The sequence below is a fragment of the Palleronia rufa genome (genome assembly GCF_000743715.1).
GTDB lineage: Bacteria > Pseudomonadota > Alphaproteobacteria > Rhodobacterales > Rhodobacteraceae > Palleronia > Palleronia rufa.
The window spans coordinates 56,022-67,898 of the sequence record NZ_JQEY01000009.1; the positions used below are offsets into that span (position 1 = coordinate 56,022).

General features: G+C 67.3%; 9 protein-coding genes and 1 tRNA gene. 6 read left to right on the top strand and 4 right to left on the bottom strand.

What is annotated here, in order from left to right:
* Window positions 1-41 precede the first annotated feature (41 nt).
* The 3 genes from KW83_RS12425 to KW83_RS12435 are packed head-to-tail and all read right to left on the bottom strand — an operon-like array spanning window position 42 to window position 3,770.
* Window positions 42-1,076, bottom strand: coding sequence for a glycosyltransferase family 2 protein (locus KW83_RS12425; RefSeq protein ID WP_051928478.1), 1,035 nt, complete (start codon window positions 1,074-1,076; stop codon window positions 42-44).
* The gene (locus KW83_RS12430) at window positions 1,069-1,944 is read right to left on the bottom strand and encodes a hypothetical protein (protein WP_036179206.1); all 876 of its coding nucleotides are present in this window, start codon (window positions 1,942-1,944) and stop codon (window positions 1,069-1,071) included. Before KW83_RS12430 ends, KW83_RS12425 begins: the two co-directional genes overlap by 8 nt.
* The gene (locus tag KW83_RS12435) at window positions 1,944-3,770 is read right to left on the bottom strand and encodes a glycosyltransferase family 2 protein (RefSeq protein ID WP_051928479.1); all 1,827 of its coding nucleotides are present in this window, start codon (window positions 3,768-3,770) and stop codon (window positions 1,944-1,946) included. Before KW83_RS12435 ends, KW83_RS12430 begins: the two co-directional genes overlap by 1 nt.
* A gap of 220 nt (window positions 3,771-3,990) precedes the next feature.
* Between KW83_RS12435 and KW83_RS12440 the strand changes: the two genes are divergently transcribed.
* From KW83_RS12440 to KW83_RS12460, 5 genes are all read left to right on the top strand, one after another.
* Entirely contained in the window at window positions 3,991-4,806 is an 816-nt protein-coding gene (locus tag KW83_RS12440; RefSeq protein ID WP_036179209.1) for a glycosyltransferase family 32 protein, read from the top strand.
* A 2-nt stretch (window positions 4,807-4,808) separates the two neighbouring features.
* Window positions 4,809-5,720, top strand: coding sequence for a hypothetical protein (locus KW83_RS12445; protein ID WP_152563581.1), 912 nt, complete (start codon window positions 4,809-4,811; stop codon window positions 5,718-5,720).
* A gap of 425 nt (window positions 5,721-6,145) precedes the next feature.
* Window positions 6,146-7,183 carry a dihydroorotase gene (gene pyrC / locus KW83_RS12450; RefSeq protein ID WP_036179213.1) on the top strand — a complete coding sequence of 346 codons (1,038 nt, stop codon included), beginning with the start codon at window positions 6,146-6,148 and terminating at the stop codon, window positions 7,181-7,183.
* A 70-nt stretch (window positions 7,184-7,253) separates the two neighbouring features.
* Complete coding sequence (gene recJ / locus KW83_RS12455) at window positions 7,254-9,014, top strand: single-stranded-DNA-specific exonuclease RecJ (RefSeq protein ID WP_036179216.1); 1,761 nt, start codon at window positions 7,254-7,256, stop codon at window positions 9,012-9,014.
* A gap of 80 nt (window positions 9,015-9,094) precedes the next feature.
* A tRNA-Glu gene (locus KW83_RS12460) sits at window positions 9,095-9,169 on the top strand.
* 382 nt (window positions 9,170-9,551) lie between these two features.
* Here KW83_RS12460 and KW83_RS12465 read toward each other — a convergent pair.
* Window positions 9,552-10,691, bottom strand: a complete 1,140-nt coding sequence (locus KW83_RS12465; protein WP_407667864.1) for an AIPR family protein — start codon at window positions 10,689-10,691, stop codon at window positions 9,552-9,554.
* A gap of 29 nt (window positions 10,692-10,720) precedes the next feature.
* Here KW83_RS12465 and KW83_RS12475 point away from each other — a divergent pair.
* Window positions 10,721-11,850 (top strand): IS3 family transposase gene (locus KW83_RS12475; protein WP_152563458.1). Its coding sequence is split into 2 segments (ribosomal slippage): window positions 10,721-10,964 and window positions 10,964-11,850, totalling 1,131 coding nucleotides; the frame shifts between segments, so codons are not numbered across the junction.
* Window positions 11,851-11,877: the final 27 nt, after the last annotated feature.

An 11,877-nucleotide genomic window follows, 5' to 3' on the forward strand; every position in this document is an offset into this window, starting at 1 on the left:
TCGCGACGACCCTGACGCCCGGCGCTCCGGGGTCAATGCGCCTATGGTGCCCCCTGCCCCGTGCACCGCCCGTAGAGGTCGACCAGCCGGAGCGCGGTGTCGCGGTCCGGGGCGTGGCTGCCGGGCGCCATGAGAAGACGGCCGTAAAGCTTCAGCATGTCGGGATCGGTCAGAGCGGCGGCAAAGCGGGACCTGTGCCATGCGCGGCTTTCGTCCTCGATCTCGGCCACGCCGGGGAGCGCGCGGAGCCAGGCCGCCACGGATTGCGTGGCAGGCTCCATGGCAAGGATGCTCGTGTCCTCGACCGTGTTGAAGTTGCGCTCGACCCAGTAGGCAAGGTCCACGGGCTTGGCGGTGTGATTGGGCAGGCCGCGTGCCGCCTTGGCGGTGAATTCCGCGGCGGAGCGCACGGAGTAGTGGTTCAGCTGGACCAGATCCGTGGCCAGGGGCGCGCCCCATTGCATGATCTGCCTGCCCTGCGCGAAGGCCCGGGGCAGGCGCGCGCCAGAGCCGTCGGCCCAGTCGGCGGCGATCGGGCCGGGCTTCGGCCGGTGCACGCCCGGCGCGCGGAAGGCGGCGCGACGGTAGAGGGTCTTGAAGAAGCGCGACAGCGGCGGAAAGAGCGCGTCGGGCGCGATCGCCCGGGTGAACGCGCGGGTCGGAGGCGGGTCCGGCCGGTCGGCATGACCCGAACTGCCGAAGAGCCGCCAGGGCAGAACGACGGCATCGGCCCGCGCCCGCGCGATGAGATCGGGTACCGACGTCAGCGGCGGACGCAGGTTCAGATACTCGTCGCAATCAAGCACCATGATCCAGTCGGCGCGTGTCGTCTCGGGATGGCGGGCGGCCTGTTTCAGCGCCGCCCACTGGGGGGTGCGCCCCTGCGGCACGCGGTTGCGCAAGTGGGTGACGCCGGCCGGCGCCAGCCGGTCGAGCAGCTCCGCGGTGCCATCGGCGCAATCGTTGGAAAAGACCAGGTGCGCGTCGACCCCGGCGGCGCGATTATGGGCGATCCAGTGCACCAGGTTCGGTCCCTCGTCCCGGACCGCGGTGACGACAAGGATCCGCTCAGCCATCGGCAGCGTCCGGCAAGCCCCTGTCCAGGACCGCGCGGGCCGCCCGGGGAAGATCCGCACCCAGATCGGACCGCAGCGCGGCATAGGCGCCGGACCAGGCCGGCCAGGCCGCGCAATAGCTCATGCGGTGGTAATGCAGCAGCACGGGCGCCTCGTTCCCCGGCGCACGGTCGGAGATGGAATAGTTGTAGCGTTCGTCCAGCACCCCGATCCGGCGTCCCGCGCGCGCGCAGGACACCGGCAGGGCCACCTGGTCCAGCCATGGACGCTTTTGCGCGACGGACACCTTGTGGTCGATCTCCCAGGCGGTGTCCCGCCAGCCGCGGGCAAAGGCGCCGTCCTCGGCGAAGGCGATGAACCCGGCGTTGAAATAGGGCAGGAACGTGCGCCTGCGTCCACGCACCAGCCGCACGCGGTCGGAGGGCAGCGGAAGGCCGAAATGCGCATAGACCCTGTCCCAGCGGTCGTTGTCCTTGCCCCAGGTGGGTTTTCCCTCCGGCACCGCGGCGATCCGGGCGCCCGGCGCGATGGCAGCGGTGTCGAGCGCGCGGATCAGCACCGTGTCGGTGTCCAGGAACAGCGTGGCCGGCCGGTCCCGCGCCGCGCAGCAGGCGTGGATCTTGTTGCCATGCGGGAACGGTTTCTTCCAGATGGCGGGCGTCTCCAGTGGTTCCAGCCGTGCGCCGACGGCGGCGTAGCCCGCGCGCATGGCCGCGTCGGGCGGCTCCGCGCCCTCCGGCACGTAGGCGATGACGGCAAGGCCCGCACCGCCGTGCCGCCGGAGCGAATGGGCCAGCAGCAGGCCCTGCGCCTGCATCGCCGCACCGTCGGCCACGAAGATGGCGGTCGTCTCCGCGGGCGGGCGCATCAGCCGGTCCCGGACAGGCTGAAACCGGCGGCGGCAAGCGGGTCCAGCCCGGCGCGGGGTGCGTATCCGTGGGCGGCGAGCGTGTCCTGCCAGCCGCCCAGGTCCGGGTGGATCTCCGCCAGCAGACGGCCGGTCACCAGAAGGCAGGCGGGCCGGCGGTCGAGCGCGCCGACCACCCGGCCGATGGCGTCCCGCGTCACCTCCGGCGCGCCCAGCACCAGAATGTCGGGCGGCATCGCCCGCAGCCGCGCTTTTAGCATGGCGGGGTCGGTCAGATCCTCCGGGGTGAGGTCAAGCCGGGGTCCGGCGACCACGCCATTGCGCGCCCAGAGCCGCGCAATGAACATCCGCCGGCCCGGATCGTTTTCCTGAAGCGTCACATGCGCGTCGGGTCGGACCCGGGAAAGATGGGTCCCGAGGAACCCGGACCCGGCGCCCACGTCCAGGAACCGGCCGTTGGCGGGCAGCATCTGCGGAAGGTTGCGCGCCAGGTTGCGCTCGAACTTGCCGGCGCAGATCTGCAACAGCGCCGGCGGCGTGAAGAGGCGCGGGTCGGCGGGCAGCTCCACGGTGTGGTTGGCGTGCCATTCCAACGCCGGAGCTTCCGCCATGTCCACCGGACCGCGCACGTAGATGTCCACGGGGGGCAATCCCGGGCCCGCCGGGTCCTCCTTCGCCTCCGTGCGTCGAAGGGCGGCGCGCTTTTCCACGTCCTTCATCCGGGCGGCGATGGCCTGCGCGTCGCGGGGTTTCGGGGGCCTGGCCTCGACCCGGGTGATCGGGATCCGGGAGGCGGCGGCGAGGCTTTCGACGAAGCCCGCGTAATCGCCGGATGCCTTGAAGGCGGCCAGCAGCCCCTCGGCCCGGTCCAGCGCGGCGTGGTGGAGGCGGTTGAGCACCGGATCGGACAGCATCGCCTGAAAGATCTCCCGACGGCGTGCGGAATAGCGCAGCATGGTGTCGTCGCGCACCTCGTTGCGGTCCTGGAGCGCCCAGTATGCGGCATTGTACTTGTCCGCCTTGTCGTTGACGTTGCCGCGCGCCTTGCGGATCGCGTAGCTGTCCATGGATTTTACCGCATAGTGGTTCATCTGCGCCCAGTCGTAGCCGACGGTGCGCACGATCGACCGCCAGCCGCGAAACTTGAAGTAGTCCTCCATTCGCCGGCCGGACCCGTTCAGCCATGTGATCGAGTGCGGATAGTCGGTGTCCAGTACCCGGTTCTTCATCTTCGGACGGTGGATGCCCAGCTTCCAGTTCTCCGGCTCGAACCGGAACAGCGTCTTCACGCCCCAGCCCTTGTTCCACATCGGGGGCGCCGCCATCAGGTACTGCTCGGTCACGAAGTCCCGGCTCCAGTCCCGCACGCCGCCGGAGCCGAAGATCCGCCAGGTGATCACCATGCCGCTGGCATCGGCGGCCAGAATGCCGTCGATAAGCCCGTCCAGCGTGCCGTCGCCGTGGCGGATGCACAGGAATTCATCCGCGTCGAAGACCAGCACCCAGTCGCTGCGCTGAACCAGCGGATCGGTCTGCGCGTGCCTGATGGCCGAAGGCTGCGGCTTGATCCCCCTGGCGATGCGATTGCGCCGGTGGTGGGCCAGTCCAAGCTCTTCGAGCCGGATCAGCATGTCATCGGTGCCGTCGGTACAGTCGTTGGTATAGACCACCAGATCCGTGAATCCGACGGCCAGATGGTGGGCGACCCATTCCAGCACGTAGGGCCCTTCGTCCTTCATCATCGACACCGCCGTGATCCGCCCGTGGCGGCTGCCGGGCCGGAGCGGCGCCGAGAGCATGGGAAGGGTCTGCGTCGTCTGCGGCATGGGGGCCTTATACACGGTACGGTTGCGGACTTGGCAGCCTCGCGCGAACCGTGCCATAGGGTGACGCGCATTCGCAACGCAGGCCGCGGGGCGCCGCCGCAATTATGACACAGGCTTGCGGCAGACTGGCGCATGAGGTGCAACCAATGAGTGAAAAGCCGTCCTGACGTCCGGCCCGCAACGTCACGCCGTCCCAGCCAACAACGCGAAGCCCATTGCCATGTCATCACCCGAACGCCGGCCCGTCGCGTCCCTGTGGATCGGCACGCGGCTGCACTATCTCAACCAGCTTTGCCTGCTGAGCCACGTGCAGGCCGGTCATCCGACGACCCTCTACTGCACGGATACGGTGGCGAACGTGCCTGATGGGGTGACCGTCAGACCCGCCACCGACATCATGGAGATCCCCATGGGCGTGGTGCAGGAGACGTCCGCGTCGTTCCTGTCCAACGTGTTCCGCTACAAGATGATCCGCAAGACCGGCGCCGTCTGGATCGACTGCGACGCGTTCTGCCACCGCCCGTTCCCCGATGAGATCGACGCGATCTTTGGCGGTCACGGAATGCGCGGCGCGCTGAACTGCGGCGTGGTCTACCTCCCGCCCGGCGGAGAGCTGATCGAAAGGCTCATCGACTACTACGACAACCTTCCCGACTACCCGGCCTGGTTCAACAAGAACCAGCGCCGCCGGCTGGACAGGCAGGACAGCTCCCTGCCCCGGGCGGTCAAGATCTACAAGGCAGAGCGCACCGCCTTCGGGCCGCAGGCCTTCACCTACTTCGCCCGGCAAACCGGCGATTTCGACCGGGCCATGGCGCCGGAGGTGCTCTATCCGGTGCCGTTCCAGCTGAACGATATCTTCTACGATCCCCACGGCCGCGTCGAAGGCTGGTTCACCGACGCCACATTGTCGGTGCACCTCTATACCAACGGCACGCGGCCGTGGTGGCGAAAGAACGCGCCCCTGGCCGGCTCCTACGCCGCGCGCATGTGCGAACGGATCGGAGTCGACCCGTCCGGCGCCCTGGAGTCCTGAGGGTGGACTTCACGTTCTTCTACATCGTCGAACCGCCCGAATATCAGATGCTGGGCGTGCGGCTCGCCGCCTCCCTGCGGGAGGCCTACGGCCCCGACATCCGGCTTGTCGGCTATTGCCCCGCGCATCGGATGGAAGAGCTGCACCCCGCGGTGTTCAAGGCGCACGCCCTTCTCGGCGCCGAGATCCGGCCCATGGTGACCGAAGGCATGTGGGACACACCCTATCCGCATGGCAACAAGATCATCGCCTGCCTGCAAGAGCGGAGCACCCGCGCCTCCGCCTTCGTGGACAGCGACGTGCTGTTCCTGCATCCGATCCCCCTGGGCGAGCTGGTCACGGAGGGGGCCGTCTCCGCCTCCATGGCCGCGTCCATGGGCTGGAATGGCGATGAGCGAACCTGGCGCGCGATCTACGGCGAACTCGGGCTAACCTTGCCCGAAGAGCGCATGGAGATGATGCGCCAGAAAAAGCAGGGCGCGGTCGTGCCCTATTTCTCCTCGGGCTTCGTGGCCTTTTCGGAAGCCCCCGGCCCGCATGGCCGCTTTCCCCGCGTCTGGTACGACACCGCCCGCACGCTCGACCGAATGGCCACGCTGGAGCGGCGCCGCCCGTATCTCGACCAGATGAGCCTGGCGCCGGCGATCCGGGCCGCGGGTCTGGACTGGAACGTGCTGCCCGAAGAGCGGCATTTCATCCTGGGCGGCCGGCTGCGCGGCAAGCCGATCCCCGACGACCGCACGATCTACTGCGTCCACTACCGCCGCCAGAAGGTGCTGGCAGAGGTCGGGCTGAAGGAGACCTCCAACGCCCAGCTGCGCAAGTACGTCGGCACGAAGTTCGTCACCCGTCTCACAGAAAAGCCGGACCGCGTCGCCCCGATCCAGCCGATTCCGGTGCCGGGACAGGCCTGACGCGAACGGTGGTGCCAACCTGCCTCCCGGGGTGCCGGGGCCGGAGGAACGCCCCGTCCCTGCGCAGACCGGATCGACGGTATGCCCTGTGCCCGGTCATGGGCGTCCTCTCCCGGCGGCGTTCTGCCGGCAGGTCGACCTTTGCGAACACCGCGGGCGGATCGACCTGCGCGGCCCGATCGCCGAAAGGCGCGACCGGTCCTCGGCACCCCGGTGCTCCGGCCGATCCCGTCCGGCCGGGGCGCACGCTGCCATGCCCGGGCCTGTCGGGTCTTGCCGCGACCGGCACCTTGCGCCCACGCGGCCCTGCGACTCGGCCGGCGCAGGTCGCGGCAACGACCCCTGCCCGCGACAGCCGGTCCGCCGCCCCGCCCGCGCGCGACAGGCGTCTGGCCCGCGGACGCCTGAGGCGCTATGCCCGGAGCATGGACCGACTGACCCTCCGCCGCCCCGACGACTGGCACCTGCATCTGCGCGACGGCGCCATGATGCGCGCCGTCCTGCCCTACACCGCGCGTCACTTCGCCCGCGCCATCGTCATGCCCAATCTGGTGCCCCCCGTGGTGACCGGGCGCGATGCCGCCGAATATCGTGACCGGATCCTGTCCGCCAAGCCGGTCGGCTCGCGCTTCCGCCCGCTGATGACCCTCTACCTGACCGAAGAGACAGAGGTCCGCGATCTGCGCGCCGCGGCAGAGATCGGTCTGATCGCGGCGGTCAAGCTCTACCCCGCAGGCGCGACCACCAACTCCGCCTCGGGCGTGCGCGACTTCGCCAGGGTCAGGCGGGTGCTGGAGAACATGGCCCAGATCGGCCTGCCGCTTCTGGTCCACGGAGAGGTCGCGGACCCGGACGTGGACATCTTCGACCGCGAGGCCGTGTTCATCGACCGGGTGCTCGACCCGATCCGCCGGGACATCCCCGGGCTGCGCGTCGTCATGGAGCATATCACCACCGCGGGGGCCGCCGACTACGTGCGCGACGGCGGCGCGGACCTGGCGGCCACGATCACGGCCCATCACCTGGTCATCAACCGCAACCACATCCTGGCCGGCGGCATCCGGCCCCATTACTACTGCCTGCCGGTCGCCAAGCGCGAAAGCCACCGCCGCGCGCTGGTGGACGCCGCCACATCCGGTGCCGCGCCGTTCTTCCTCGGCACCGACAGTGCCCCCCATACGGACGCGGCCAAGCTCCAGCCCTGCGGCTGCGCGGGCTGCTTCACCGCGCCCAACACCTTGTCGATCCTGGCAGAGGTGTTCGACACCATGGGCGCGCTCGACCGGCTCGAATCCTTCGCCTCGCTGAACGGACCTGCCTTTTACCGCCTGCCCGCGAACGACGACACCGTGACCCTGAGCCGGGGAGAGCCGGTCGCCTTCCCGGACCGGATCGAAACCGCGGACGGCCCCGTGACCGTGTTCGATCCCGGGATGCCGCTGCATTGGCGGGTCGAGGGCTGAGCGCCCCGAAACCCGCGCGACGGCACGCTGCATCTTGTGCTCCGGCCCCGTCATGGTGCAAGACTTGGACATGCCCCGCGACGATACCCACCGTGCCTTTCTCGGCGTCGAGCACTCCCTGACCGGGCGCTCCTGGCGCGGACCCGGCGCGGCAGAGGACCGTCTGGCAGAGGCCATGTGCCAGCGGACCGGCCTGCCGGATCCGGTCGCCCGCGTTCTGTGTCGCGCCGGCGTGCCCCCCCAGGACGCCGCCGCCTACCTTGCGCCGTCGATCCGGGACCTGCTGCCCGACCCGCTCGGCCTGCGCGACATGGGCCGCGCCTCCGACCGGCTCATCGCCGCGCTGGACGGATCCCAGCGGATCGCGGTCTTCGGGGATTACGACGTGGACGGCGGCGCGTCCGCCGCGCTGCTCATCACCTGGCTGCGCGATATGGGCCGGCCCGCGACGCTGTACATCCCCGACCGCATCGATGAGGGCTATGGCCCGAACGAGGACGCGATGGCCGCCCTGGCCCGCGATCACGACCTGATCCTCTGCGTCGATTGCGGCACGCTGTCCCACGGCCCCATCGCGGCGGCCCGGGGGGCGGACGTCGTGGTGCTCGACCACCATCTCGGTGCGGAAACCCTGCCCGACGCGGTGGCCGTGGTGAACCCCAACCGCCAGGACGAGAGCGGTGAGCTGTCGCATCTCTGCGCCGCCGCCGTGGTGTTTCTGCTGCTGGTCGAAACCAATCGCCGGCTGCGCGCGCGCGGCACGACCGGACCCGACCTGATGGCGATGCTCGATCTCGTGGCGCTGGCCACCGTGGCCGATGTGGCGCCCCTGGTGGGGGTGAACCGGGCGCTGGTCCGGCGCGGTCTGGACGTCATGCGCCACCGCGCACGGCCGGGTCTGGCGGCCCTTGGCGACATCGCCAGGCTCGACGTGCCGCCGGCCGCCTATCATCTGGGCTATGTGCTCGGCCCGCGCATCAATGCCGGCGGTCGGATCGGTCAGGCCGACCTGGGGGCGCGGCTCCTCTCGACCGACTGTCCGCACGAATCCGCCGCCCTGGCCGAACGGCTCGACCGCCTGAACACAGAGCGCCGCAGCATCGAACAGGCGGTCCGCGACGCCGCCCTCGCCCAGGCAGAGGAACGGGGTGTCGACGGTCCGCTGGTCTGGGCGGCAGGAGAGGGCTGGCACCCCGGCGTGGTCGGCATCGTTGCCGCCCGGCTCAAGGAGGCGACGGGCCGGCCGGCGGTGGTCATCGGGCTGGAGAACGGTATCGGCAAGGGCTCTGCGCGGTCGATCGCGGGCGTGGACCTGGGGGCCGCGGTACAGCGCCTGGCCCGCGAAGGCCTTCTGATCAAGGGCGGCGGACATCGCATGGCCGCGGGCCTCACCGTCGAGGCCGGGCGGCTTGAGGACGCCATGGCGCGCCTTGGCGACTTGCTCTCCCGTCAGGGCGCGGGCCGGGAAGGACCGCGCGCGCTCGACCTGGCGGGGCTGCTGATGCCCGGCGGCGCGACGCCGGAGCTGATCGCCCAGATCGACGGCGCAGGCCCGTTCGGGATGGGCGCCCCCGCCCCCCGCTTCGCCTTCGCCGACATGCGCATCGCCGCCGCCCGCCGGGTCGGCGAGAGCCACCTCAAGATCGCCTTCACCGACGGGATCGGCCCGAAGCTCGACGCCATCGCCTTCGGCGCCTTCGACACCGGCCTGGGCCCGGCGCTGTTGTCCCACGCCGGTGCGCGGTTCCATCTGGTCGGGCGACTGGAACTGAACCACTGGCAGGGCCGCGCCCGTCCGCAACTGCGGCTGGAAGACGCGGCCCCCGCCTGAACGCCGCATCCCGACGCGCGCCGCGAAATCCCCCTTGCGCCGCCGGGCCAGTTTTCCTAAACACCGCCCACGCCAGCGATGGCCCGTTCGTCTATCGGTTAGGACGCCAGGTTTTCAACCTGGAAAGAGGGGTTCGATTCCCCTACGGGCTGCCATTTTCTCCCCTTAAGATGCTGATATTAAACAGAAAAATGGCCTCGCCGCTTATCTGTCCCACCATAAATCCCATCAGTGGGATTCGGTTGTGAGGCGGGATTTGATGGGACGGGAAGACCCGGAACGGGCGCCCGGCAAGCCAACTGCCGAGGGTTGGTGAGGGATCATCGACCGCAGCGCAGCGACAGAACGAGGTCTCGTTTTCGGCCGCGTGGTCGATTCGAGCAGCTGTGTGACCGCTAGCCCGCTTCTGCGCCGTCACTTATTGGGACCGCGTCATCAGTCGCCTTGACAGAACATTCAAGGCTCAGTGGTCTCCCGTTCAAGAACCTTGCTGGTCCTGGCGCAGCGACATAGCCGTCGAGATGTGGCGGACAATGATCAATGTTCGACCTCAAAACCTTGATCTTTCATCCTCTGCAACACGTCCATGGCATGCTTGGCTTGGAAATCCGACGGGACCCTGCGCGGCATCGACATGCATATCTGCAATATCTGCAGGTCCTTGGGTGACAGCTTCCTTTCAGCCTTCCCCCAGTCCATCACCTTGGCCCAGAATTCGCCCCCCAGGTTGACCACTTCGGTCTGGGCGTTGATGCCTTCGGTCAACGCCTTCTTTGCCTTCGCGTCCCGCGCCGCGGTTCGCACGGACTCCACCGGCGTCAGGCAACTGGCGAAGTCGTCATCGTAGTCGAGCTGCCTGCTCTTCAAGCCGTTCCAACACGCCTGTTGCTTTGCCCACTCGGACATGTTCCGGACCCCGGCCGGTGGGTGCGTGATGACATCGTTGGCTTCGGCCGCGGCGACGAGCAGCGCACGCAATAAGGCGTCCGAGACTGCCTGACGCCGCCAGATGGCATCGACGTCCAGCACCTGCTTGTCGCTCGTCGCGTCATGGAAGACCTTGGCCATGGCGTAGGTCACGATATTCGCGCGGTAGCCGCCTTCGTACCAAGGTTGTTTCGGCACCTCGGTTTCCAGCTTCCTGAAGATGATGGCCTTCGCGATCAGCCGCCGATACCATAGTTCGTCGTATCGTGCATCGCTCTTGGCCCAGGCCTCGCCGATCTCCTTGGCGAATTCGGCGAAGTTCTTCTGTGCACCTTTCGAAACCAAGTCAGGATGGCCAGCAGCCGAATAATCGAACTTCGCAAGGTCGGTCTTGCTGAAGAGCTGCGCCTTGGGAAACTCCAGGTCGAACTTCTTCTGCTGCGCAGGCGTCAAACGCCCGCGCGCGTTGATGAACTGACCGCGGGACCGCTCGTAGAACCACTTGCTGTCATGGCGCTCGCCTTCGCGGGCCGTGAAGATCACGCTGCGGGAGAACTGTTCGATCCGGATGTGGAACGGGTGGTTGGAGAAGAAGTCCGCCGCGTTCACCTTGTTCTGGGTGTTCGCGAACTCGGAGATCTTCGGCACGATCTCCTCCGACCGATCGGGCGGCACCACGGTCAGCTTCATCTGGACAAAAACCTGCGAAAGCTGCTTGGACCTGTCGCGGTTTGATGCCGCTCCTTTGATAGCATTTACTGCAACAAAGGAGACGAACTATGGGATTGAAACGGACGGACGAATTCCGCCAGGATGCGGTGCGTATTGCGCTGACCAGCGGGCTGACGCGCAAGCAGGTGGCTGATGATCTGGGCGTTGGAATGTCGACGCTGAACAAATGGATCACAGCGCATCGAGACACGAACGTGGTTTCACAAGAGGATTTGGACCTCGCCAAAGAGAATGAGCGGCTTCGACGTGAGATCCGGCTTCTCAGGGAGGAGAGGGAAATCCTAAAAAAGGCCACCCAGTTCTTCGCGGGCCTAAAGCAATGAGATTTAGGTTTGTCGAGGAACACAGGAACCATTTCCCAGCCAACCGTTTATGCAGTGTCGTTGGCGTCAGCACACGTGGCTTGCGGGCCTTCCGTAGCCGCCCTGCCAGTCGCAGACAACGATCTGATATGGTCACGCTTGCACACATCAAAGAACAGTCCCGCCTGAGCCTTGGTAGCTACGGCAGGCCGCGAATGACCGAAGAGTTGAAGGAGATCGGCCTGGACGTCGGTCATCGCCGTGTGGGCCGTTTGATGCGCCAGAACGGCATATCTGTCGTCAGAACCCGCAAACACAAGGTGACGACCGATAGCGATCACAAGTTCAATATCGCGCCGAACCTGCTGGATCGAGACTTCAACACTGATGCGCCCAACCAGAAGTGGGCCGGTGACATTAGCTATGTCTGGACCCGCGAAGGCTGGTTGTATCTGGCCGTAATCCTCGATCTGCATTCACGGCGTGTGATCGGCTGGGCCGTGAGCAACCGGATGAAACGCGACTTGGCGATCCGGGCGTTGAACATGGCCATAGCTTTTCGGGCGCCGCCCAAAGGCTGCATCCATCATACGGATCGCGGGTCGCAATATTGTTCACACGACTATCAGAAGCTTTTGCGCCAGCATGGCTTCAAGGTGTCGATGAGCGGCAAGGGCAATTGCTATGACAACGCCGCTGTCGAAACCTTCTTCAAGACGATCAAGGCCGAGCTGATCTGGCGCAGGTCATGGGAAACGCGGCGGCAAGCTGAAGTGGCGATCTTTGAATACATCAATGGCTTCTACAATCCGCGTCGCCGCCACTCAGCACTGGGCTGGAAAAGCCCCGTCGCATTCGAAAGAAAAGTGGCTTAAACGAGCACTTGGGGCGGCACGAAATCG